This window comes from Caldanaerovirga acetigignens (assembly GCF_900142995.1).
Lineage (GTDB): Bacteria > Bacillota > Thermosediminibacteria > Thermosediminibacterales > Thermosediminibacteraceae > Fervidicola > Fervidicola acetigignens.
This window is the reverse complement of record NZ_FRCR01000001.1, coordinates 77,890-102,513: the sequence shown is the minus strand read 5'-3', so window position 1 is coordinate 102,513 and position 24,624 is coordinate 77,890. Positions and strand designations below refer to the sequence as shown.

26 protein-coding genes are annotated in these 24,624 nt (G+C 43.4%); all 26 read right to left on the bottom strand.

Annotated features, from left to right (window positions below; all coding sequences use genetic code 11):
• Positions 1-4: 4 nt before the first annotated feature.
• Positions 5-2,641, bottom strand: coding sequence for a pyruvate, phosphate dikinase (ppdK, locus tag BUB66_RS00545; protein WP_073253124.1), 2,637 nt, complete (start codon positions 2,639-2,641; stop codon positions 5-7).
• The gene (locus BUB66_RS00540; protein ID WP_244269691.1) at positions 2,638-3,453 is read right to left on the bottom strand and encodes a pyruvate, water dikinase regulatory protein; all 816 of its coding nucleotides are present in this window, start codon (positions 3,451-3,453) and stop codon (positions 2,638-2,640) included. The genes ppdK and BUB66_RS00540 overlap by 4 nt, the downstream gene beginning before the upstream one ends.
• A 34-nt stretch (positions 3,454-3,487) precedes the next feature.
• Complete coding sequence (gene ccpN, locus BUB66_RS00535) at positions 3,488-4,147, bottom strand: transcriptional regulator CcpN (protein WP_073253119.1); 660 nt, start codon at positions 4,145-4,147, stop codon at positions 3,488-3,490.
• A gap of 72 nt (positions 4,148-4,219) precedes the next feature.
• Positions 4,220-4,819: a stage II sporulation protein M gene (locus BUB66_RS00530; RefSeq protein WP_073253116.1), complete on the bottom strand. Its 600-nt coding sequence runs from the start codon at positions 4,817-4,819 to the stop codon at positions 4,220-4,222.
• A gap of 31 nt (positions 4,820-4,850) precedes the next feature.
• Complete coding sequence (gene recO, locus BUB66_RS00525) at positions 4,851-5,597, bottom strand: DNA repair protein RecO (protein ID WP_073253113.1); 747 nt, start codon at positions 5,595-5,597, stop codon at positions 4,851-4,853.
• A 16-nt stretch (positions 5,598-5,613) separates the two neighbouring features.
• Positions 5,614-6,642 (bottom strand): DUF3048 domain-containing protein, encoded by a 1,029-nt coding sequence (locus BUB66_RS00520; protein WP_073253110.1) that lies wholly within the window; start codon positions 6,640-6,642, stop codon positions 5,614-5,616.
• Positions 6,643-6,675: 33 nt separating this feature from the next.
• The gene (locus tag BUB66_RS00515) at positions 6,676-7,071 is read right to left on the bottom strand and encodes a diacylglycerol kinase (RefSeq protein WP_073253107.1); all 396 of its coding nucleotides are present in this window, start codon (positions 7,069-7,071) and stop codon (positions 6,676-6,678) included.
• Positions 7,068-7,523, bottom strand: coding sequence for an rRNA maturation RNase YbeY (gene ybeY, locus BUB66_RS00510; RefSeq protein WP_073253615.1), 456 nt, complete (start codon positions 7,521-7,523; stop codon positions 7,068-7,070). The genes BUB66_RS00515 and ybeY overlap by 4 nt, the downstream gene beginning before the upstream one ends.
• A gap of 26 nt (positions 7,524-7,549) precedes the next feature.
• Positions 7,550-9,643, bottom strand: coding sequence for an HD family phosphohydrolase (locus tag BUB66_RS00505; RefSeq protein WP_073253104.1), 2,094 nt, complete (start codon positions 9,641-9,643; stop codon positions 7,550-7,552).
• 12 nt (positions 9,644-9,655) lie between these two features.
• Entirely contained in the window at positions 9,656-10,633 is a 978-nt protein-coding gene (locus tag BUB66_RS00500) for a PhoH family protein (protein WP_188092859.1), read from the bottom strand.
• An 18-nt stretch (positions 10,634-10,651) separates the two neighbouring features.
• Positions 10,652-11,842 carry a sporulation protein YqfD gene (gene yqfD, locus BUB66_RS00495; protein ID WP_073253101.1) on the bottom strand — a complete coding sequence of 397 codons (1,191 nt, stop codon included), beginning with the start codon at positions 11,840-11,842 and terminating at the stop codon, positions 10,652-10,654.
• A 16-nt stretch (positions 11,843-11,858) separates the two neighbouring features.
• On the bottom strand, positions 11,859-12,140 hold the full coding sequence (gene yqfC / locus BUB66_RS00490) for a sporulation protein YqfC (RefSeq protein WP_073253099.1): 282 nt from the start codon (positions 12,138-12,140) through the stop codon (positions 11,859-11,861).
• A gap of 109 nt (positions 12,141-12,249) precedes the next feature.
• The gene (locus BUB66_RS00485) at positions 12,250-12,699 is read right to left on the bottom strand and encodes a GatB/YqeY domain-containing protein (protein ID WP_073253097.1); all 450 of its coding nucleotides are present in this window, start codon (positions 12,697-12,699) and stop codon (positions 12,250-12,252) included.
• 22 nt (positions 12,700-12,721) lie between these two features.
• Positions 12,722-12,898, bottom strand: coding sequence for a 30S ribosomal protein S21 (rpsU, locus tag BUB66_RS00480; protein WP_073253094.1), 177 nt, complete (start codon positions 12,896-12,898; stop codon positions 12,722-12,724).
• A 55-nt stretch (positions 12,899-12,953) separates the two neighbouring features.
• A complete protein-coding gene (locus tag BUB66_RS00475) occupies positions 12,954-13,295 on the bottom strand; it encodes a histidine triad nucleotide-binding protein (protein WP_073253092.1) in 342 nt (113 codons plus the stop codon).
• 78 nt (positions 13,296-13,373) lie between these two features.
• On the bottom strand, positions 13,374-14,717 hold the full coding sequence (mtaB, locus tag BUB66_RS00470; RefSeq protein ID WP_244269689.1) for a tRNA (N(6)-L-threonylcarbamoyladenosine(37)-C(2))-methylthiotransferase MtaB: 1,344 nt from the start codon (positions 14,715-14,717) through the stop codon (positions 13,374-13,376).
• Positions 14,686-15,441 carry a 16S rRNA (uracil(1498)-N(3))-methyltransferase gene (locus BUB66_RS00465; RefSeq protein ID WP_073253089.1) on the bottom strand — a complete coding sequence of 252 codons (756 nt, stop codon included), beginning with the start codon at positions 15,439-15,441 and terminating at the stop codon, positions 14,686-14,688. The genes mtaB and BUB66_RS00465 overlap by 32 nt, the downstream gene beginning before the upstream one ends.
• A 10-nt stretch (positions 15,442-15,451) precedes the next feature.
• Positions 15,452-16,390, bottom strand: coding sequence for a 50S ribosomal protein L11 methyltransferase (prmA, locus tag BUB66_RS00460; RefSeq protein ID WP_073253087.1), 939 nt, complete (start codon positions 16,388-16,390; stop codon positions 15,452-15,454).
• Positions 16,391-16,405: 15 nt separating this feature from the next.
• Positions 16,406-17,554: a molecular chaperone DnaJ gene (gene dnaJ, locus BUB66_RS00455; RefSeq protein ID WP_073253084.1), complete on the bottom strand. Its 1,149-nt coding sequence runs from the start codon at positions 17,552-17,554 to the stop codon at positions 16,406-16,408.
• A gap of 43 nt (positions 17,555-17,597) precedes the next feature.
• Positions 17,598-19,469 (bottom strand): molecular chaperone DnaK, encoded by a 1,872-nt coding sequence (gene dnaK / locus BUB66_RS00450; RefSeq protein ID WP_073253081.1) that lies wholly within the window; start codon positions 19,467-19,469, stop codon positions 17,598-17,600.
• 16 nt (positions 19,470-19,485) lie between these two features.
• Positions 19,486-20,061 carry a nucleotide exchange factor GrpE gene (gene grpE, locus BUB66_RS00445; protein ID WP_073253078.1) on the bottom strand — a complete coding sequence of 192 codons (576 nt, stop codon included), beginning with the start codon at positions 20,059-20,061 and terminating at the stop codon, positions 19,486-19,488.
• A 19-nt stretch (positions 20,062-20,080) separates the two neighbouring features.
• The gene (locus BUB66_RS00440; protein ID WP_073253075.1) at positions 20,081-21,667 is read right to left on the bottom strand and encodes a TCP-1/cpn60 chaperonin family protein; all 1,587 of its coding nucleotides are present in this window, start codon (positions 21,665-21,667) and stop codon (positions 20,081-20,083) included.
• An 18-nt stretch (positions 21,668-21,685) separates the two neighbouring features.
• Positions 21,686-22,717: a heat-inducible transcriptional repressor HrcA gene (gene hrcA / locus BUB66_RS00435; protein ID WP_073253072.1), complete on the bottom strand. Its 1,032-nt coding sequence runs from the start codon at positions 22,715-22,717 to the stop codon at positions 21,686-21,688.
• Positions 22,718-22,902: 185 nt separating this feature from the next.
• Positions 22,903-23,190: a pseudouridine synthase gene (locus tag BUB66_RS00430; protein WP_073253068.1), complete on the bottom strand. Its 288-nt coding sequence runs from the start codon at positions 23,188-23,190 to the stop codon at positions 22,903-22,905.
• Positions 23,178-23,477 (bottom strand): Hsp15 family protein, encoded by a 300-nt coding sequence (locus BUB66_RS00425; protein WP_073253065.1) that lies wholly within the window; start codon positions 23,475-23,477, stop codon positions 23,178-23,180. Before BUB66_RS00425 ends, BUB66_RS00430 begins: the two co-directional genes overlap by 13 nt.
• Positions 23,478-23,495: 18 nt before the next feature.
• Positions 23,496-24,623 carry a radical SAM family heme chaperone HemW gene (gene hemW / locus BUB66_RS00420; protein WP_073253061.1) on the bottom strand — a complete coding sequence of 376 codons (1,128 nt, stop codon included), beginning with the start codon at positions 24,621-24,623 and terminating at the stop codon, positions 23,496-23,498.
• Position 24,624 lies beyond the last annotated feature (1 nt).

Sequence of the window (24,624 nt, the reverse complement as noted above, 5' to 3'; positions counted from 1 at the left end):
AGTTTCATTTTTTCTTGAGCACCGCGTGAGCCGCCGCCAGCCTTGCTATCGGAACCCTATAAGGTGAACAGCTCACATAATCCAAACCTATCTCGTGACAGAATTCTATGGAATTAGGCTCCCCTCCGTGTTCTCCGCATATTCCCACCGCAAGGTTTTCCTTTACTTTTCTCCCCAGCTCCACTGCTGTCTTCATAAGGGTTCCAACCCCTTTCCGGTCAAGGACGATAAAGGGGTCTTCCTGCAGGATTTTCTGGTTTATATACTGAGGAAGGAATTTGGCTTCCGCATCGTCTCGGCTGAAACCGTAAGTTGTTTGAGTCAGGTCGTTGGTTCCGAAGGAGAAAAAGTCGGCGTATTCGGCTATTTCATCGGCGGTAATGCAAGCCCTCGGTATTTCTATCATGGTCCCTATACTGTACTCTACCTTTACTCCCTCTTCGTCCATTACTTTAGAAGCTACGTTTTCCACAAGCTCTCTCAACTGCTTTAATTCATTGGCATTGCTAACCAACGGTATTTCAACTTCGGGTATAACCCTGACGCCTTTTTTGGCCAGATTGCACGCCGCCTGGAAAATCGCCCGAACCTGCATTTCGTAAATTTCCGGATATAAAATCCCCAGCCGGCAACCCCTCAAGCCCAGCATGGGATTGAATTCCCTGAGCGCTTTTACCTTTTTCAACATTTCCTGCTTTTCCTTAAGGCCATCCATATCGCCCTTAGCCTTCAACTGTGCAATTTCATCGACAAGTTCTTCGGCATCCGGCAAAAACTCATGAAGTGGCGGATCCAAAAGCCTTATCGTCACCGGCAAATCGTGCATAGCTTCGAGGATGCCTTCAAAATCCTGCCGCTGGAAAACGAGAAGTTTTTCTAATGCTCTTTCCCTTTCTTCTCTAGTCGTTGCCATAATCATTTGCTGAACAATGGGCAGGCGATCCTGTCCCATAAACATATGCTCGGTTCTGCAAAGGCCGATGCCTTCAGCACCGAAATCCCGTGCGAGCTTTGCATCTTGCGGCGTATCGGCATTAGCCCTAACGGAAAGCCTTCTTATTTCATCGGCCCACTTCAAGAGTTCTCTGAATTCTTCCGAAAGCACGGGGTCAATCATGGGGACCTCTCCGAGCATAACCTTGCCCGTAGAACCGTCTATAGAAATTATATCACCCTTCCGTACAACCAGCTCGCCCACCCTGAATTCCTCGTTTTTGTAATCTATCGAAAGCGCCTCGCAACCGCATACGCACGGCTTACCCATGCCGCGCGCAACCACCGCCGCATGGCTGGTCATGCCTCCGCGGCTTGTCAACACTCCCTGAGCCATGACTATACCGTGGATGTCGTCGGGAGTGGTCTCCGTTCTGACCAGAATCACCTTGTGGCCCTGCTGTCCTAAAGTTTCGGCTTCGTCGGGAGAAAAGACAACCTGACCTGACGCTGCTCCCGGAGAGGCGGGCAGCCCTTTTGCTATCACTTCCACTTTAGCGTTGGGATCTATCCGCCTGTGTAAAAGCGAAGTCACATGCTCGGGCGATACCCTGAGTACGGCTTCTTCTTTGGAAATGAGCCCCTCTTTTACCATGTCCACGGCAATTTTTACCGCCGCCTCTGCCGTTCTCTTGCCGCTGCGGGTTTGAAGAAGGTAGAGTTTGCCTTTTTCCACGGTGAACTCAATATCCTGCATATCCCTGTAGTGCCTTTCGAGGAGGCTGCAAACATCTTCCAACTGCCTGTAAACATCGGGCATGATGCTTCTTAGTTCTTTTATATTTTTAGGCGTCCTAATCCCCGCCACCACATCTTCTCCTTGTGCGTTCAGCAAAAACTCCCCGTAAATTTCTCTTTCCCCGGTGGAAGGATTTCTGGTAAAAGCCACGCCGGTCCCCGAATCTTCACCCATGTTTCCGAAAACCATTGCCTGGACGTTAACTGCAGTACCTAGGTCGTCCGGTATTTTGTTTATTTTCCTGTAAACAATGGCCCGCTGGTTGTTCCAGGAACGAAACACCGCTTCAACGGCCATCACGAGCTGCTCTTTCGGGTCCTGGGGAAATTGGCGGCCTGTATGTTTTACTACCAAATTCTTGTATGATTCCAAGACCTCTTGCCAGTCTTCGGCCGTAAGGTCGGTATCGCAATTGACTCCCTTCTTATTCTTGACAAAACTTATAATTCCCTCGAATCGTTCATGTTCTACATTAAGAACCACATCGGCGAACATCTGTATGAATCTCCGATAACAGTCGTAGGCAAAGCGCCTGTCACCGGTTGAACGGGCGAGTCCCTCCACTGTGGCATCGTTCAGTCCCAGATTGAGTATGGTATCCATCATACCCGGCATCGAAACCGGCGCCCCCGACCTGACCGAAACCAAAAGGGGATTGTCGGGACTTCCGAACTTCTTGCCGGTCGTTTCTTCCAGGCTCTCAAGAGCCTCAAAAACCTGCCCGATGACCTCTCCGGGAATTTTTCCTCCTTCCTGGTAGTATCTCGCACATGCCTCAGTCGTAACGGTAAAACCCGGCGGTACAGGCAGGCCGATGTGCATCATTTCAGCAAGATTGGCTCCCTTCCCACCCAGCAGATTTTTCATAGAAGCCCTGCCTTCATTGAATTTATATACATACTTGGTCATCGGTTTTCCCCTCTCCTTATTATCTCGAGTATTCTAGCCGCCACTTCTTCCACCGCCTTGTTGGAAACATCTATCCTGTGGCAGCCTATTTTTTTCATTATTTCGTCGGCATGCTCTAATTCTTCCAATATCCTCTCCATACTCGCATAGGTGGCATCGCTGCTTAACCCCAGAGCTTTCAGCCTTTCCTGCCGGATCTTGTAGAGTATTTCGGGTTGTATGGTAAGACCCACGACGTTTTTGGGGTCGAGCTGAAACAATTCTTCGGGAGGAGATACTTCCGGAACGAGCGGGAGATTGGCTACTTTAAGCCTTTTGTGGGCGAGGTACATGGAAAGCGGCGTCTTTGAAGTCCTGGAAACTCCGATGAGCACCACATCGGCTTTCGCAAGCCCCCTCGGGTCCTTCCCATCGTCGTACTTTACCGCAAATTCTATCGCTTCTATCTTCTCGAAATAGTCCTCGTCTACCCTTCTTACCAGACCCGGTTCTAGCTTCGGCTTGATATTGGTTATCCTGGAAACTATATCTATCATCGGCCCCATTATGTCCAAAATCGGTATGTTGTTGGCTTCGGCAAGCTCCAACAATTTTTTTCTAATTTCCGGTAGCACCATAGTGCATACTATTGCGCTATTTTTATATTTTTTTGCTTCCTCCACTACTTCCACCACATCTTCTTCCTCGGTTACATAAGGGTACCTTCTGATTTCCACATGACCGGAATTGAATTGCACGGTGGCGGCTTTTGCTACTAATTCCGCCGTTTCTCCAATAGAATCAGATACGGCAAAAATAACTGGTCCTTCCACCTTAACTATTTTGAATCCCCCCTTTTTATTATTATTATTCTTTGCCTAGCTCTACGAAAAGCTTAGCAATGGTCGTCTTTGTGATTTTTCCTACGACTTCGTACTTTTGCTTTCCGTCTACTTCCATTGGCCTTATCACCGGCAGAGCATCCACCTGATGTTCGACGATTTTTCTCGCTGCATCATAGGCGCTTTCATCCAACGTCACAGTAACCAAATTCGGCATCCTCGTCATTACCACGCTCACGGGTACCTGCTTTATGTCTGCATTCCCAATGGCTATCTTCAAAAGGTCTTTCCGCGAGACAACGCCGCAGAGGCTTCCATCTTCTTGCACTACAAAAAGGGTCCCCACGTCCTCCAAAAAAAGTGTTACTATTGCATCATATACCGAAGTCTCTTCTCTTATTACAACCGGTACGGCTTTTATCTCGCTGACCTTTATACTTCTTATTTTTTGCGAAATAATTCCCTTCGGATTCTTGCCTGCATAAAAATACCCCACTCTTGGCCTTGCCTCAAGTATTCCGGCCATCGTAAGTATTGAAAGGTCTGGCCTCAACGCTGCCCTTGTAATATTGAGCTTTGCTGCGATTTCCTCGCTTGTAATAGGCTCGTGTTTTTTTACGATATCAACTATTAACATTTGTCTTGGTGTTAATTCTATTTGTCCTCCCTCCCTTCCAAGACACATCAAAAAGTATCTCATATTAGGTAATGTCAATAATATAGTATATCACATTTGACTTAAAAAGTATATATTATTTTATTTATTAAAAGGGCTTAAGAGTAGGGGAGTCACAACCGCCTCTATAAACGCGGCTATCAAAAGAATGGGAATTAAGATGCCAAAAGCTAGAATACTTTCTTTTAAATTTTTCTTTAATATTCTGAGTCTGATTTCTCCCTTTGAAAACAAAAGCTCCGCCCCGGTCTTTAATCCGAAAGCGGCACCCGTCAAAATAGCAGGGAGTTCCAAAATCCCGTGGGGCAGCATTCCGGCTAGGAAAAAATAAAGCGACTGGCCGTTATAAAAGTTCAAAGCTAGTACTACTCCTACTACAAATCCATTGAAAATCAAAGCAAAAAATGGGACTATCCCAAAAGCAATTCCTCCAAAAATCATGACAAAAAGCGCTCTTGCGTTATTTTGGAAAATATACCGTGCTATAGAAAGCTTGCTTTCCTTCTCCATCTTAGCGCTAATCTCAAGAAGATTTCCTAGTAACTTATTCAAGTTCCCCAAAATAAACGCCGGATTTTGCCAGAATGTCATCCATCCCAAAAAACATCCCACTAAAAAAACTAGCAATGCTAAAACGCCATAAACAGCCCTTTCTCTAAACGAATCCAAAACGGCTTTCAAAATATATCCACCTCTATTTTTAAAATTGTTTTCACAACATAGATATCTCCTCCAAAAAGCACAATGTTCTAGGCTTTCTCTCTAACTGGTGCAAAACGAAATCTAAAATTGCCTCTTTTAATTCATTTTTTATGTCTTCACTCAATTTCAGTTCTATCAACTCCTCAAATCTTTTTTTTAATATTTGTCTCATCACCGACAGGGCTTCTTTGGATATTTTAATTGCCTTGTTGTCCTTACTTTTGCACTTTTCGCAGAGGGTTCCACCTAATATCGAGCTGAACCAAACCTTCTCCAATCCCTTTCCACCGCAATTCACACAACAAAATATCTGAGGTTTAAACCCCTGTAGAGCCATCAACTTCAGCTCAAAGGTTCTTGCCATAATCTTCAGGTCTTCCCATACCTCAAGCAAAAACAGCGTCTTTAGAAAAAACCTAAAAACTTCTTCACTTTTTTCGCACTCCCGCGTGGAGATTCGAAGAAGCTCCGCGAAATAAGCTCCGTACGCCATCCTGTCCAAATCTTCCCTTATTTTAAAAAAGGATTCCTTAAGCTCACACTGGCTTACGGAATCCAAATTTTTCCCTTCAACCAGAAGAAACTTGCTATAGGAAAAAAGTTGCGTGCCGGCCATCAGGGGACTTCTGGGTTGCCGAACCCCTCTTGCCACCGCATGTATCTTACCCCTTTCCGGAGAAAAAAGGGTCAATATCCTGTCAGCTTCTCTAAAATCTCTATAGCCAACCACGATGGCTTCTGTTGTATATACACCCATTCTCGCTACCTCTCCTTTAGTTAAGGTCCAATTTTGTTTTCGCCTGGATAGGCATTATTTGAATCCAGGTATTCCCCGGATTTAACCTTAATTCTACGCCGTTTTCTGTGGTGTACTTAGTCTTTGCAAAGCGGGAATTTTTTTCCCAATTTATATAGGTACAATTTCCATCGCTTATGTAATATCCTTTACCAGAACCCATCGTTTTTATCGCAAGTCTGCCTTCCGAATCAAATACGCGGGTATCCATAAATTGTATAATTACATTTCTAACAGCAATGGGTTCGTTAGTTTTCCGGTCGACATGAGGTTTATCGTTTATGTACCTTATATACGCCTGTTTTTTTTCATCGTATACGTACTTCACCTTGTAATTTCTGGAATAATCAAGCTCAAATTCCTTGAGAGAGCCGGGAGTGCTATTTTCTTCGCCTATAAAATCCCACCCGTTCAGTTTAACTGTTCTGAGGTATCCGCGCTTTTGGGCGGTCTTCATAATATTATGGGAGCTGGTATATGCGTTGTGCGGGGGTCTGCGGGTTTTGTCCCTCCAGAAGGTAACATTGTCGTATATACCATCTATATTATCAATTTTGTCGTACTTTTTCAGGTCGGAATAAGCTTGGGGACTTCCCCCGTAATGGACGTAAATAGCCTCATATTCCATAGCAAAATCTATAAAATAAGGGCGCGCACTCCTGACCGGCCCTATCTCCTCGGCGTTACTTCCAAAGTAAACAGCGAGAAATCTGGTAATGCCGCCTTCTGTTAATATTTCGTATACTACATCGGCTTTATCTAAGCCTGATTGAGGTCTTGCATTTTTTTCGTTTTCTACCATAACCGCGAAGGGCCTTATGTATTCTTCCCCCATAACCATCGGAAGGCCCGTTAACGGATTTTTTAAAATAGGCTCTGTCACTACCGGCCGGGTTATTTGCTCTTCTTTTCTTTTATCTTTTTCTTCCTCCACAGTGGTCCTTATGCAACCTGGAAGCAAAAGAATAAAAAAAAACAATATCAAGGCTATAATTTTCCTATTCATGTTTAAATGCCCCCATCTTTGTATCAGTATTGGCTAACGCCCGAAAATCAGACTTTGAATCCCTATAAGTAGATCATAAAGCTTATCAGAAAATACCATATAACCTACTACAAGTGCATTTAAAGCCGCAATCAGCACCGCTCCAGCTGCCACATTTTTCGCTATTCTAGCCATGGGGTGGAACCTATCCGTTATCATGTCGACGGCAGTCTCCACAGCCGTGTTTATCATCTCCGCAATTATGACCAGAGTTGCAGCAAAAGCCACAGCAACTATTTCTATTTTCTCGAGGTTGAGATACTTGCTCAAAACCATTACTAGTAAAGCTGCCAAAAAGTGGATTCTCATGTTTCTCTGGGTTTTAAGGGAATAAATAACCCCCGAAATGGCATATATGAAACTCTCGAAAAGGGTCCTGCTCTTTTTCATAGTCCGGACTCCTCACGGGAAAGCCCTAAAGCTCTAAGAATTCTTTCCTCCTTTTCCCTCATTACTTTCCTTTGTTCATCATTTTCATGGTCATAACCTAAGAGGTGCAATGTACCATGTACAAGCAGGTAAACAACCTCTCTTTTAAAAGAGTGGCCATAAATATTTGCCTGTTCTTCTGCCTTTTCGAGAGAAACCACGATATCGCCTAGCAAATGTTCTATTTCCTCGTATCCACCAATAAAACTTTCATCGCCAAGGGAAAAGGACAATACGTCTGTCGGTTCATCTTTCCCCCTGTAAATCTTATTTAATTGGCGAATGTAAGCATTGTCGACCAAAGCTACGCTAACTTCCGCTTTGGGATCTGCCTTTTCCAAATCCAGCGTTAGCTCAACTGCTTTTTTTATCAATTCCTGTAATTCTTGATCAACTTTTATTTTATCCTGCATGTCGTTTATGGTTACTTGGTCCAAATTCAACCCTTCCTTTCTAGTTCTTGCAATTTTTCTGGATACTCTATCCTAGTATGGAAAATCCCAGTTAGAACTCTGGAAAAAGCTGCGGCAATTTTATCGAGGTCCTTCAACGTCAGGTTGCTTTCGTCCAACTGACCATCGGCTAGTTTCTCTTTAATTATCTGCCTTATAAGTCCATCTATTTTCCCAGGGGTCGGTTTCGTCATGGAACGCACTGCAGCTTCAGCCGAGTCTGCCAACATTACGATGGCAACTTCTTTTGTTTGCGGCTTGGGACCATCGTAGCGAAAGCTTCTCTCCTCTATTTTTTTTTCTTCGTGACTTTCCATGGCTTTTTTATAAAAATAAGTTAATAGCGAAGTACCGTGGTGTTGAGCTATAAAATTCTGAATGACCGGCGGCAATTTATGCTGCCGCGCTATTTCAAGGCCATCTTTAACGTGAGAAGTGATTATGAGCGCGCTCAGCGTCGGATTCAATTTGTCGTGAGGATTGTCTGAAGTTAGCTGATTTTCTATGAAAAAATAAGGTCTTTTTAACTTGCCAATATCGTGATAACTTGCTCCAACCCGCGCCAATAGGGCATCGCCCCCAACAGCTTCTGCAGCAGCCTCTGCGAGGTTCCCAACTATAATGGAATGGTGATAGGTCCCTGGAGCTTCAAGCAGCAGACGGCGAAGAAGAGGTTGGTTGGGGTTGGAAAGTTCCAGAAGCCTTACAGACGTTGTTATGCCAAAAGAATTTTCCAGAAAAGGAAGTAAACCTATGGTTAAGATTGAAGACAAAAACCCGTTCGCTATTCCCCAAAAACTTTGCCTCGCTATGTCCAGGAGCGCATTATTGTTCAGAAATCCAAATCCGAATATTATGAGAAAATTAACAAATCCTACCAATCCACCGGCTTTGGTCAAATCGCCCCGCTGCAATACCTTCCTTGTAAAATACGTCCCTATAAGACCTCCCACCAAGGCGACTAAGGCGCTTGAAAAGTCATTCCCTAGAATCACACCAACGGCAACCGACATCACGAAACTTGCCGTCACTGCTATATGTGGATTAATAAGTATGGATATCAACATACTCCCTGCGGATATTGGCACCAGAAAATTAGATATTGTCTTGAAAACTGTTGATATGAAAAGGGTCGTTACCACAATTATAGCTAGCAATCCTAGGTACGGCAAGTTGTCGAACACATCTTTATGATAAAAGTATATCTCAACGGCCATGATAAACTCAAGAATTAATACAAGTATGGCGACTCCAAAGGCCATTTTAAAGTATGAGGAATTGTCCTGAGAAAGAAGCCCTAATTCTTTCAAAAGTTCTAGCTGGTCTTGCGTTACCGGTTTTCCTTTTTCTACAAGTACCTGTCCTTTCGTAATTTTCACCGGCACAACAGCTTCCATAGCCGCTTTCTGTTCCCGCTCCGTTGCTTCTTCGTCAAAAATCATGTTGGGCTTTATTACAGAAAAAGCAACGTCTTCCCCAGTGCTCTTTACAGGTTCGGAAAGGCTTGTTTTTTTGAATTCTTCTATTATCAGCGCTTTTGCCCTGTCAATGGATTCTTCCTTAATCCCGTCATTCATTACAGTCTCAATAACCGCTTTTGTAACGGTCTCTAGCTCCCTAAGTTCAGAATCGCTTAAATTTAGCATTACCGAATAGGTTTCATCGGAAAAACTGTTAGGTATAACCGACTTTAGTGTCTTTATCTTGTTTGATTCGTCAATTTCTTTGGCCCTTACATCTCTTACCCTAGCAAATATCTCCGCAACTTTCTCTTTTACTTCCTTCGTCACATTTTGGTCTAACGTGTACTTTTTCGGCACAGAGTTGGCTGCAGCCACTTGAAGCTTTCGAGTCGCAATAGTGTCAATGGCATCCTTGTGTGCTACTATATCTTCCTGAACTATGTCGCCCACTTTCAGGTCGTATTTTTTCGGGAACGTATTTACAAGCATTAGAACAACCATTGCCAAAAAAAATGCGACTCCCACCATCGATCTTTGGAAGGCGCAGTTAGAAAGCAATTTATTATTCTGTTTTATCGTCCTTATTCTAGACCAGCCGCGTCTCAAATCAACCGACACAGAACCAGCCCCTCATTGAGTTTTTCGACTTTCTTCATACCTTTCGTAAGCCTTAATTATCTTCTGTACCACTTCGTGTCGCACCACATCTTTGTCGGTAAGGTAAATGAATTCTATCCCTTCAATGCCCTTTAGTACAAGCTGAACTTCTTCCAGGCCCGAATATACTCCCTTCGGAAGATCAACCTGGGTTACATCGCCCGTAATCACCGCCTTAGAGCCGAAACCAAGGCGAGTAAGGAACATTTTCATCTGCTCGGATGTAGTATTTTGTGCCTCGTCCAAAATTATAAAAGAGTCGTCCAATGTCCTCCCTCTCATGTATGCCAAGGGTGCTACTTCTATGATTCCCTTTTCCATATACCGCTGGAAAGTTTCCACCCCAAGAATGTCGTAAAGGGCATCGTAAAGCGGCCGTAAATAAGGATTCACTTTTTCTTGGAGGTCTCCCGGCAGAAATCCCAATTTCTCACCAGCTTCTACCGCTGGCCGCGTAAGAATTATGCGGCTAACTTCTCTTTCCTTCAAAGCTGTAACCGCTAGCGCCATGGCTAGATAAGTCTTACCTGTACCTGCCGGACCGATACAAAATACTATATCGTTTCTCTTCACTGCCATGACGTACAGTTTTTGACCAATAGTTTTAGGCTTTATCGGTTTTCCCCTGTGATTTAAACATATTACATCATCGAAAAGATCGGTAATCTTTTCCTCCTGCCCTTCCTTCACAAGTCTTGAAAAGTATCTGATGTCGGACGAGGTCAAAGAATTTCCTCCCTTTAAAACTTTAATCAACTGTAATAAAAGTTTCTCCACTGACCCAACATTTTCTTTTTCGCCCAATATAAGAATTTCTCCATTTCTCTGTATTATTCGCACATCAAATTCTTTTTCAATGAATTTAATATTTTCATCCCTACTTCCGAAAAGCTCAGCAACAGCCTTTATATTATCCACGTAAACCTTGGCCTCGGCCAGATTTTTACCCAATAAACCATCCTCCTTTATTTATTCGATCTTTTTTTCAATTCCAATGTCCTCGATAACTTCCAGGATCAATGTCCCGACAACCACCTGTTTTTCCATATCAAGAGTGAATTCCACTTTTTTTTGAACTATCTGAACTTCCCCAGAAAGTATTTTAAGCTTTTCTGTTAATCTCCTATTAGCCTCCTGAGACGCCCCCTCCACTCCAAGAAACTGCTTTTCCTCCTTTACTTCTCTGTAAAGGATAAGATTTAAGCTCACACTGTCGAACATCGAAAAAATTATGCTTCTCGAATCCAACTCTTCCTCTTCGTAACTTGAAAAGTTCACCTTTCCCAGTTGAATATACAGTTCTTTATTACCAAACCTTATTTTATATGCTCTTTTCACTCTACCAGTGTATTTTTTTACAGTTTCTACTAAAGGCACTTCCACCGATTCCGTGTACCACACCCTGGCTTTCACAATGCCCTTTGCCCTCACAAGTAGCTTCTTTTCCCCACTTTCCTCTCTTGCTAGGGATACTCTGCCAGATATGAGTACATCTCCTTTGCTTACAGTATCTCCCGGCTTTACCACAGCCTCTCCTCTCAAAGGGAGCACTTCCTCGATTATACCGTCCTTTGCAGCTACGATGTGGCAAGGATCATCTTCTTTCAAATCGGGTGGCATTTTTCTTTCTACCACTTCCACTATTACCCTGCTACCTTTTATTTCTATCTCCGCCCAAGAAATGTTCTTATAGTTAAGGAGTATTTTATCAAGAAAATATTGTTTGTCAAGGTCATGTTTAAATATACCGGGCTTCAGCCCCCACTGTTCTAAATCCTTCAAAATCGAATTTTTCAGCTCTTCACTTTGAGTATTTACCTCCACCTTCCATACTATAGAGGAAAGCAGGTAAATTGCAGCAATAAAAAATACTACCCCAAGCAATAATACTTTTCGCCTTCTTAACCTGCTTAAAGCAAAATATAGTCCCCTTTTTTGCATTATATAAATCCTGCACTTAGTTTTTCGCGCAAAAAAATGGAGTTTAAAAAACCCGCGGACGCTGACCTTCGCCAAAAGTGTATTTTCTTCAATACGCCTTATGTCCCAAAGATAAACGCCACTGAAGGCTGCTTGATTTATCAGCCTTTCCGCGTACTGCCCTACTATTTTTATAATAACATATCCCCGCAAACAATTCCATAATTTTATGAAAAGCACCTTTTACCCCCCGAGGTCATTCATCAAACTCTATATCTTTAACTCTTCCCTCTATAAAAATTTCATCCGCCAACACATATTTTATAAAGAGCTCTTCTCCTTTTATTACAAGAAGCCCAATGGAAGTATTTACTGTAACTTTTTCTGGACCGTATTCGACAATTCCTTTGTGACTTTCTATCAATACACCAACCTTTCCGGTAACCGTAACCCTAGGAAGGTCAAGAACTACATCCTTTGGAAGGTCGAGGGCTTCTATAAACTTTGACTTCAGTTCTTCCCTTTGACTCCTTTTCATAATGCATCCTTCTCAACAATAATTTCTTTTTAAAAATTTATTCCTAAAAGATACGTTTAATTACAAATCGAAGCCCGCACAAAAAACAAATAACCCGGCTTTTGCCGGGCTATTGGCTTTGAAGTAGCTTCTTTGCTATGGCATTTACTGTCTTGCCGTCTGCCCTCCCTTTTACCTGCGGAAGAACCGCTCTCATGACCATCCCTAAATCCTTCAAATCTTTGGCTCCAATCTCAGATATAGTCTTTTTAATTATTTCTTCTAACTCTCCCTCGGTAAGCTGCAGGGGGAGGTATTCTTGTAAAATCTCTATCTCTCTTTGCAGCTCAACGGCCTTATCGCCGCGCCCTAATCGTTCATATTCCTCTTTGGCATCTTTTCGCTTTTTCACTTCTCTTGAAATGACCTCGATTACCTCATCATCGTTCAATTCGTGCATGACAGCTTTTTCCTCGTTTATTATGGCAGCCTTTGCCATCCTAATAACTGACAGCCGTTCTTTTTTGCCTTCTTTCAAGGCTTTCTTTAAATCTTCATTCAGTTTTGCCTTAATAGACAATGGAATTAACCTCCTTGAAACCTTACCGATGCTTTCTCTTGCGCGCCGCTTCAGACTTTTTCTTTCTCCTTACGCTGGGCTTTTCGTAATGCTCTCTTTTTCTCAATTCAGAGAGAACACCGGCCTTTTGGCACATTCGCTTGAACCTTTTTATGGCGTTGTCTATAGATTCGTTTTCCCCAACGCGTATTTCTGGCATCCTTTACTCCCTCCCCCCACAGAAGAAATTATTTGAATTTGTGTTTTCGGCAGTATTAGCCTGGAGGCCAGGTCATAAACCTACCGCCCAGCAAGTGGAAATGAAGGTGATGTACCGTTTGCCCTCCATCGTCTCCCGTGTTTACTACCAACCTGAAACCTTTTTTATCTATGTTATTCTCCCTAGCGAGACTTTGCGCTACCTTTACTATCTTCTTTACTAAGTCGCCGTTATTTTCATCCACTTCCATTATAGAACTCAGGTGGTTTTTGGGAATAATAAGGAGATGGATGGGCGCTTGAGGATTTATATCCTTGAAAGCTATTACATCCTCGTCCTCGTAAACCACCGAAGCTGGTATCTCCTTTTTTGCTATTTTGCAGAAAACACACTCCACCGTCCCACCTCCTTTTTCGGCTTTATATAAAGTTTAATGGAATTATTCCACATTCGACCTTAATTTTCCTTCTCCAACTCAATTTTTTTTAATATTTCCTAGGGCAAATTCGTCCCTATTTTCTATTAACTCAACTTCAAGAATCTTGTTCCTCAATTCTTCTTCGGAACGCACCCCTACTTTAATATAATTGCCAGTGTGGCCGAAGTATAGGTCATCGTCCTTTTCTTCAAACAGCACATAAATAACTTTGCCTAGAAACTTTTCTCTAAACTTTCTTTCAAGCTCTTTACTTAAATTGATAAGTTCTCGGCTTCGTTTTTCTTTCAATTCGGAAGGTACCTGATCGGGCATTTTCGCAGCGGGAGTCCCAACCCTCGGTGAAAACTTAAATACATGGAGCCGGCTGAATCCTATCTTTTCTATAAATTCACGCGTATCTTTGAAATCCTCATCCGTCTCTCCGGGAAAACCTACTATCACATCGGTAGTAATAGCCACATCGGGCATGATCTTTTTTATGAATTGAATCCTCTCCTCAAATTCCGATACAGTGTAGCGCCTATTCATCAGCTTCAATATTTTGTCGCTGCCGCTCTGTAGGGGGATATGGAAATGATGACAGAAATTTTCCAAAGCCGCTAATTTTTTTATGAAATCATCGCTCAATTCCATCGCCTCAATTGAACTCAGGCGAATCCTCTTTATACCTTCTATTTTCGAAAGTTTTTCTATAACGTCGTAAAGTGAAGGTCCGTTTTTAAAATCCGCTCCGTAAAGCCCCAGGTGTATTCCCGTGAGAACAATCTCCTTAAATCCATCTTTTGCTAAGTTTTCAGCTTCTTTCAAAATACCCGCAACTGGCCTGCTGCGAACCGGTCCGCGCACATAGGGTATTATGCAGTAGGAGCAGAACATATTGCATCCTTCCTGGATTTTTAAAAAGGCCCGGGTGCGCTGCCTATAACCTTTAAAGGCTATTTCCTCAAAAGTCCTCACCTTCATTATATCTTGAACATCGATAATTTTCGCATCACTTTTTTTTGCCCGCTCCACGAGGTCCACTATCTTGTGCCGGTCTTTCGTGCCCACCACCACGTCAACACCGGGTATTTGCAAAATTTCGTCCGCATTCATTTGAGAGTAACACCCTACTACAGCAACCGTTGCCTGGGGGTTTCTTCGGGTAGCCTGTCTTATCATCTGCCTCGACTTTCGCGCTCCCTCATTAGTGACAGTGCAGGTATTGATGATGTACACATCAGCTATTTCATCGAAATCAACCAGTTCATAGCCTCTTTCTTTAAACAACTCGGCCATGGCATCAGATTCGTATTGGTTGACCTTGCATCCTAAAGTGTAAAAAGCTACTTTGGGCATGATTATATATTCAACCACCCTCCCCAAAATCCCCAAATTCATACATCAACACGGTACTCACCGCAAATCCCGCCGTTTCTGTCCTTAAAATCCGCCTGCCAAGGCTGACCGTGATCGCCCCAATTTCTTTTGCCTTTATTATTTCCTCTTCGGAAAAACCCCCTTCCGGTCCAATGAAAACGGCAATCTCCTCTATCTTTTTCGAAATGGAAGATAAAAAAGGTTTTAAAAAAGTCCTTCGCTCTTCTTCCCAGAGCATCAGGATCAAAGGGTACTTTTTTAAAGTCTTAATACATTCGTCGAATTCAATCGGCTTATGCACTTTAGGCAGATCCAATCTTCTACACTGTTTTGCAGCTTCCTTTGTTATTTTATTCCATCTTTTAGTTCTATCTTTTATCTTGTCCCCACCTATTTCTACTACTGTTCGCTCGGTTATGACTGGAACGAATTCAGAAACTCCTAGTTCGGTATTTTTCTGCAGGATAAAATCGAACTTTTGTCCTTTCGGAATGCCTTGGAACAACGTTATCCGAGGACTTTTGATTTCAAAATTATTTTTTTCAATTATTTTTACTTTTATTATTCTACCACCAAACCCAACCTCGACTATTTGAGCTTCGTATACTTCGTCCTTGCCATTTGAGATTCGCAAATTATCGCCTTTCCCCATTCTCAGGACATTTGCTATATGGTGAGCATCCTCTCCTATAATCTCTATCATGTCATTTAAATTTGCACTTCCCTGAACAAAAAAAATATGCATTGTCTTCCACCTACTTTTTCACCTTTCGACACAATCGGGAAACGAGCGTTATCCAATCACCCTTTTCCATTTGCTCAATCACATCAAAGCCTGCTTTTTCTAAGGCTCTACATACGTAAAATTTTTTATCCTTAATTATTCCAGAGCAAATAAAAAAGCCTCCATTCTTTAGATTTGCAGTTGCATCAACGGCTATCTCCACTATCACGTCAGCTATTATATTGGCAACTATTATGTCGGCCTTAAAGTTCATACCCTTTAATCCATCGCCCCTTACTACTTCTACCTGCCTTACACCGTTTCTCTCCACATTCTCCCTTGCCACTTTTAAAGCAACCTGATCTTTATCTATTGCGAGAACCTTGGCCGCTCCTAGTTTTGCGGCCGCTATTGAAAGTATCCCGGAACCGCAGCCCACATCTATCACAGTTTGGCCTTCTTTGACATATCTTTCCAAAAACTCCAGGCACATGGCGGTTGTTTCATGGGTCCCCGTACCGAAAGCCATTCCAGGGTCTAGCTCTATTATCACTTCTCCGACTTTCGGATCATAATCAAGCCACGAAGGCTTTACGACCAACCTTTTCCCGATCCGCAATATCTGGTAATAGACCTTCCAGGCGTTGGCCCAATCACTCTCTTCTACAAAGGACACCTCCATCTCGCCGCTTCCCAGGTCTAACCCGAACCTGGGAAGCTCAGCAATTCTCTTTCCAATTTCCTGCAAAAGTTCGTTCACTTGCTCGGATTCAGGGAGGTACCCTGTCACAATAGCCTTCTCGAAGTCAATGCCTTCAGGAATTTCCACGTAATCCCATGGATCTTCGCGGTTCAGCAAATCTTTAGGGTCTTCGATGACTACTCCGGCAGCCCCTGCCTCGTAAAAGATATTGGCTATTGCTTCTATAGCTTCGGTCGAAGTTTTTACTTTAATCTCCAACCATTTCATTTTTTTCCTCCTGCATCACACGCCAAAGGCGTCTCTCATTTTATCAAAAAAGCCTTTGTGCGGTTGCTTTATATCTTCACCGCTAATTTCGGCAAACTTTCTCAATAATTCCTTTTGCTTTTCACTTAATTTTTTTGGTATCACTACGTTTACCTCCACGTGCAAGTCACCGCGCCCGTAACCTCTGAGATGAGGCATTCCCTTGCCTTTTATCCTAAATCTAGTTCCTGGCTGGGTCCCTTCTGGTATTTTTAATTTTACCTTTCCACCGTCGAGGGTAGGAACTTCTATTTCCGCACCTAGAGCGGCTTGCACAAATGAAATCGGAGCTTCATAAATAAGGTTGTCGCCTTGCCGTATAAAAAACCTGTGGGGTTTTACGTGAATAATAACATACAAGTCACCGGAAGGACCTCCTCTTTCTCCTAGCTCACCTTCGCCTGCCAGTCGCAATTTCGCACCTGTATCCACTCCTGGCGGAATTTTCACTTTTATTTTTCGCAAAACCCTTACATTCCCAGCCCCGTGGCATTCTGGACATGGTTCTTCTATAACAATACCACTACCATGGCATCTTGTGCAAGTGGTTATGCTAATATATCTGCCAAAAGGCGTGTTTTGCACCTGTTTCACCTGCCCGCTTCCACCACAAACGGGACAGGTTTTAGCACCAGTTCCCGGCTTCGCACCTGTTCCACCACACCTCGAACACGATTCCATCCGGTAAAGCTCAATCTCCTTTTCCGCACCTAAAAAAGCTTCTTCCAAAGTTATTTCAAGGTCGTACCTTATATCGGCTCCGCGAACGGGCCCTTTTTTCCGAGAGGTTGAAAAACCTCCGAAAAAGCTATCGAAAATATCTCCGAAGATATCCCTTCCAAAATCGAAATCCCCAAAATCGCCAAAGCCCCCTCCGCCGAAATCCCCTTGAGTGGCATTCGGATCAATACCTGCATGGCCAAATTTATCGTACATAGCTCTCTTTTGTGGGTCACTCAATACTTGATAAGCCTCATTTATCTCCTTGAACTTCTCAGCAGCATCAGGGCTTTTGTTGACGTCTGGATGGTACTGCCGGGCCAGTTTCCTGTAAGCTTTTTTTATTTCTTCTTCTGTAGCATTTTTCCCAACTCCAAGGATTTCATAATAATCTTTCTTGCTCAATTTTACTCACTCCAATAAAAGTCAGCCCGTAAGGGCTGACTTTTTATTTTTGCTCTCTTTTATCTTCGTCGTTGACAAATTTATAGTCGGCATCCACCACTTTCTCATCCTTCGCGCCGGCGGTGTTATTTCCAGCTTGATAATTGTAAGCTCCGCCAGGGTTGCCTCCGGTTCCCTGCGTACCCTGCGAATTATAGAGCCTCGCAGATATATCGTAGAAGGCTTTTGTGAGGTCGTCAGTGGCTTTTTTAATTTTTTCCACATCGTCACTTTCTATGGCCTTCCTGACGTTTTCGATTTCCTTTCTCACCTTTTCGGCTTCTTCCGGATTTATCTTATCCTTCAATTCGTTCAACATCTTCTCCGACTGATAGATGAGAGAATCTGCATGATTTTTCGCCTCGACCTTTTCTTTTCTCTTTCTGTCTTCTTCGGCATATTTTTCCGCATCTCTTATCATTCTCTGGATTTCCTCTTCCGTTAAGTTCGTGGAGGAAGTAATAGTAATCTTTTGCTCTTTTCCGGTTCCTAAATCTTTCGCAGACACGTGGACTATGCCGTTGACATCAATGTCAAATTTTACCTCAATACGCGGCACACCCCTCGGAGCCGGCGGTATACCTGTGAGCTGGAACCTACCTAAAGTCACATTATCAGCAGCCATTGGCCTTTCTCCCTGTAGTACGTGGATATCTACTGTCGTCTGGTTATCCGCAGCAGTAGTAAATATCTGGCTTCTTGAAACAGGAATAGTCGTGTTCCTCTCAATGATCTTAGTAAAGACTCCTCCTAAGGTCTCTATACCGAGGGAAAGGGGCGTTACGTCAAGAAGAACTACATCTTTGACTTCACCTGCCAACACGCCGGCCTGAATGGCAGCTCCCATAGCCACCACTTCATCGGGATTCACACCCTTGTGCGGCTCTTTACCCAAAAATCTCCTTATTGCTTCCTGAACCGCGGGTATGCGCGTAGAACCACCAACCAGTATTACCTTGTCTATATCTTCCGGCCTCAATCCGGCGTCTTTCAAAGCCTGTTCAGTAGGGCCTAAAGTGGCTTCTACCAGATCCCTCGTAAGTTCCTCGAATTTGGCCCTCGTCAGGGTCATTTCTATGTGCTTTGGCCCGCTGGCATCAGCCGTAATGAAAGGAAGGCTTATGGTGGTTTCTAACATACTAGAAAGTTCTATCTTAGCCTTCTCAGCCGCTTCTTTTAGCCTTTGCAAGGCCATGCGGTCTTTTCTGAGGTCAATTCCGTGTTCTTTCATGAATTCTTCGGCGATATAATCTATTATCCTCTGGTCGAAGTCGTCTCCTCCCAGTCTGTTGTTGCCGCTAGTAGCCTTCACTTCGAATACCCCATCGCCAAGCTCAAGGATGGAGACGTCAAACGTGCCTCCGCCCAAGTCAAAAACCAGTATGGTTTGATCGTTTCCCTTGTCAAGCCCATAAGCTAAAGCTGCTGCTGTCGGTTCGTTTATTATTCTAAGCACCTCAAGTCCTGCTATTCTTCCTGCATCCTTTGTTGCCTGACGCTGGCTGTCAGTAAAATAGGCCGGCACGGTTATGACCGCTTGAGTAATCTTTTCTCCCAAATACGCTTCAGCGTCCTGTTTTATTTTTTGCAAAATCATGGCCGAGATTTCCTGTGGGGTGTAAAGCTTGCCGTCTATGTTTACTTTGTAGTCAGTTCCCATGTGTCTTTTTATCGAAATCACAGTCCTTTCGGGATTAAGTATGGCCTGTCTTTTGGCCATCTGTCCTACCAGACGCTGACCATCCTTTGTAAAAGCAACGACGGATGGCGTAAGTCTCGAGCCCTCCGCATTGGGTATTATAACTGGCTGACCGCCCTCAATGTATGCGGCCACCGAGTTAGTCGTTCCAAGGTCTATACCAATAATCCTGCCCATAATGATATCACCTCCGTTATTTTTTTGCTACTTTGACAAGGCTCGGTCTTATAACTTTTGAATGGTAAGTATATCCTTTTCTCAGGACCTCCACTATAGTATCGCTTTCGTATTCGTCAGTTTCCACTGTCATAATTGCTTCGTGCAACTGAGGGTCGAAAGGCTTTCCTTCGGCCTCTATTTCCTCCACGCCGTATTTAGCTAATATGCTTTTAATCTGGTTGTATATTAGCTTTATCCCTTCGTAAATTGCACTGTCCTTATCTTCGATCGAATTAATAGCTCTCTCCAAATTATCCAAAACGGGAATGATGTCCTTTATAAGCTGCTCTCCGGCGTAAAGTTGTATTCGCTCCATTTCTTTCTGGGTTCTTTTTTTGAAGTTATCATAGTCGGCCAATGCTCTGAGCCAAAGTTCCTTGTACTTGGCCGCCTCATTTTCTTTTTCTTCCAAGGCTTTTTTTAGTTCCTCTACTTCAAAAGATCCTTCTTTAACTGAAATCGAATCTGCGCCGTTTTGGAGTTCCTGACTACCATATTCATCCTTCTGTTCATTTTTTTGGTCAATGTTCTTTTCGTCTTCTTTCTCCATCAATTTAGATCACCTCGCATCAGAAGTCCATCTCACCCATACTGGCTCCCGATTCAGGGGTCCCCCTTGATGCGTGTCCTTCATCCCGCTTTTTGATAATGGTATCAATCCTCAAAATAGCCTGAGCAATTTCTCCAGCGGCTTTAATCGCATGGATTTTTACGAGAGCTGGATCGTACACCCCTAATTCCGTCATGTCAGCAAGCTCGCCAGTATCGCAATTGACGCCTATTGCATCACTGCCCTTTTCAGATTGGGTGTATATAACCTCTTCCAATTTTTCCAATGGGTTAAACCCCGCATTGTATACTATCTGTGAAAGGGGGCGTTTTAAAGCTGCTATAACACAGTCTATGCCGTAGGAAGCCATTCCTTTTATTTTTTCTCTTTCTCTCTCCAGTTCCCGAGCTACTGCCACCTCAACAGCTCCACCGCCCGGGACCACCCCACCTTTTACTGCCGCCTGTAATGATGAGGCTGCATCCTTTGCGATTCTCTCTCTCTCGCCAACAATTTCTGCGGTGGCAGCACCTACCAGTATGGTAGCCATAGGTTTGCCTTCTCCGCCTTCGATCCTCAAGTGCCCCAGCTTCTCGTCTTCGTAAGCTTTTTTAGCACGCCCTATGTAACATTTTATTTCGTCAATGGATTTTTTCAACCCCGCCTTCTTCATTATCCTGGCTCCTGTATGCTCTGCGACCCTTTCCAGGTCTTTGGCGGATACCCTCTCCAGCGCGATTACACCGGCATCGGTGAGTATTTCTTCCGCTTCCTGTGATATGCCTTTGCCCACCAAAACCAGGTTGACTTTGAGTTCTATCAACTTTTTAAGGTTTTCCCTGAATTCTTCCTGAAGGGCCAAATACTTAGCAAAGCCGGATTCAGTGCTTAGCGCTCCTTCTTCTATCTGCTCAGGCCCTAGCGCATCATCTATCACCAACACCCTTACATCCTCAACTTCCCCGGGCATTTGCTTGTTTGCCTTTTCTTTATCTACAATCACACCGAGAAAAACTTCATTTTCTGCTCCTTCGCGCGCCATTACTATATCCCTTAACTTGAAATTCTTTTCCTTCAGCTTTTCCTCTCCGATTAGCTTTGCAGCTTGTGTCACTAACTGAGCGATGTCTTCATGTTCCCTCCCCGCTATATAAGCAATATCCTTTAACACCGGGTCATCTATACCTTTTACAGGAACAGATTTTGCAATTAGTATCTCCTGGGCTTTCTTCGTCCCGTGCTTTATCCCTTCAATTACTTTGGCCACCGGCACTCCTCTTAAAATTTGGTTTACACCTTCAGAGACCATTGCTCCTGCCATTATGGTGGTAGTCGTAGTTCCGTCCCCTACTTCCTCCTGCTGGGCCTTGGCAATATTTATAAGCATCTTGGCCGCTGGATGATTTATATCCATCAGTTTTAATATGGTCACACCATCATTAGTAACAGTGACTTCCCCAAACCTGTCCACCAGCATGATGTCCAGCCCTTTTGGACCTATGGTCCCTTCTACCGCTGAAGCCACAGCCCTAATTGCATTGGCATTCGTTAAAAAAGCCGCAAATTTTTCGTCTAATTCCTGCCCGTTGTTATTTTTAAAGTTCAATATGATTACCTCCTGTCTTTATATCAAAGTTGAAAGCGTTTCGTTCAGATAATCAGTGACTTTGTTGAGGATGGATATAACTTTGGAATAATCCATCCTTGTGGGACCTATAACTCCAAAAATTCCCAGGTTCTTCCCTCCGGCTGTTAAGTGGGTGGTGATTATGCTGAATTCCTGAAGTTCCTTCCAAGGGTTTTCGTTTCCTATGCTTATCGTTATCTGATTGGGTTTTGATGTATATTTTAGTACTCTTATCATAAAATCTTCCTCTTCAATCAACGAAAGGAAATTTCTCGCCTTTTCCACATCTTTGAATTCTGGAAAATCTAGCATCCTAGAACTTCCGCTCGCAAATACTTTGCCGTTTTTTTTAGCTTCCTCTAATCTTTCTATTAGCGCTCGCACGAAGGCATCTAGCGCCATCTCGTGCTCTCTCATCTCGCGCTTTATCCTCTCCATATAGTCTGGCGTGATTTCATCCACTGTCTTTTCCACAAGGTAGTCGTTGAACAAGTTAGAGATTCGTATAAGGTCCGAATCCGCCAAGTTTTCCGGAAGTTCTACAATTTGATGTACAACGGCACTGTAATTAGTGACTATAATTAAAAGCCCCTTTTCTTTACTTAGCCTCAGGATCTCCACATGTTTTAGTCTACTTTCGTGAAGCTGTGGACCTACTATGATCGAGGTATAATTTGTAAGGTTAGATATAACTCGGCTGGCCTCTTCTATTAAGTCCTCTAGTTCCTTTACTCGCTTTTTAAATAACTGCCTTATTACTTGAAGCTCCTTTTCTGCAAGCTCTACTACAGGCATGAGGAAATCCACGTAAAACCTGTAACCTTTATCTGAAGGAATCCGCCCCGCCGACGTATATGGCTGGGCAAGATAACCCAGCTCTTCCAGGTCCGCCATTTCGTTCCGGATAGTAGCTGGACTTATCCCCATCCTATATTTCCGGGCGATAGTCCTCGACCCCACGGGCTCCGCTGTGGCAATGTAATCCACCACTATAGCCCTCAGGATCTTTATTTTCCTATCGTCCAACATGTGTAAAGCACCTCTTTAAATTAGCACTCTCTTATCGAGAGTGCTAAAATCCTATCTTAATAAATATCACTTCGCCCTTTCTTTGTCAAGAGAGCCGAAAAACCGCACTGAAATCACCTGCTTCTTCTATGAGTGAAAGCATATCTTCCAAAGGCAATGAAGCTTTAAAAACGACTCAGGTTCCCTTAAATTGGATAGAAAAAGGACATCTCGGCAAAGTGCAGTGCTTGCATTTTAATTTTATCGTTTTTTCCGCCGTACAGGCTATCACCGGCTACCGGATGTCCTAAATGACTCATAAGAACTCTTATCTTATGTGTTCGGCCAGTTAAGGGTTTTACTTCCAGCACCGTGTAGCCCTTCAGTCGCCTCAAAACATTAAAGTGGGTTACGGCTTTTTTGCCGCTCTCCGATACCCATCTTTCGATTAAACTTTCCTCTTTCCGCTCGATTTTTTCCTCTACAACCCCCACTCTTCTTTCACCGAACCCTCCACAATGGCAACGTATATTTTTCTATGCGGCCGTGACTTGGAGAAAACCGTGCATGTATAGGAAGGCTTAATCTTTGACTCTTCGGATAAATCCACTTCCACGATGTCACCGGATGTTACCTTCGCGCTCGCAAAAATCTTTTCGCCGTTGAGAAATATTTTCCCTTTCCTTTTCAATCTCCGCAATACCCTACCGGAAAAGCCCTTGGCTTTGAGAAATTCTCCTATCGTCAATCCTTCTTGCACTTCATCCACAATAAATTTCATGGAATTCCCCTCTTAAATCTACGGTAAAAATTCCACAAAAACTTCATTAGCAAGATCAAGACCCTTTTTGGTTAGTTTCACGTATTCTTTGCCGTTGACGATAAGCCCTTTTTCCTCTAGTTTCTCTAGCACTTCACCGTAGACCAAATCCATGTCTTTTCTGAATCGCTCATAAAACTTGGCTTTATCAACACCTTTTATGAGCCTCAATCCCAATATGACAAATTCAGCCTGCTGTTCCGGTTCGGAAATCCTTTCCCGGCTTTCCACTGCTTCGCCTTTGGCCTTTACTTTCTCAATGTAATCCTTTAAGCCGTATGCATTGTAGAAACGAACCCCGTCCATAAACGAATGGGCTCCGGCCCCTAGCCCCAAATATTCACCGTAAGTCCAATAAACCAAATTATGCTTACACTCCCTTCCTGACTTCGCAAAATTGGAGATTTCGTAATGCGAATATCCTCCTTCTTCCAGTATACTCCGTGCCGCATGGTACATCATCCTTTCTTCGTCCTCGGAAGGAAGAAAAAGCAATCCTTTTTCTTTCAATTCGTAAAACTTTGTACCTTCTTCGACACTGAGGCTATAGCAGGATACGTGCTCCGGTGACAAGTCCAGTAGCTTTCTCAGGGAATTCAGGAAATCTTCCACCCTTTGCTGCGGCAGTCCAAAAATTAGATCCACATTGATGTTGTTAAATCCGGCTTCTCTCGCCATGAAAAAATTTTTTAAGAAGCCCTCCGCGTTATGAATCCTGCCGATTACCTTCAAAAGTTCCTCGTTAAAGGACTGCAATCCTAAACTAAGCCGATTAACCCCACCTTCCCTCAGGACCTCAAGCTTCTCCTTTGTAACCGTCTCCGGATTGGCCTCAACGGTAAATTCCAGGTCGGAGCTCAAATTAAAGGCCCTGTGTATCGCATCGATAATAGACGATAATTCTTTTTCGTTTAAAACCGTGGGGGTCCCGCCGCCGATGTATATACTGCTTATTTTTCTTTCAATATTCGAATAAAAAGAAATTTCCCTTTTCAGGGAATCAAGGTATGAAGGTACGTATTCCAGTTCGGTGTAGGAGTTAAAATCGCAGTAAGCACATCTTTTAATACAAAAAGGGATGTGGATATAAAGCGCAAGAGTATCCATG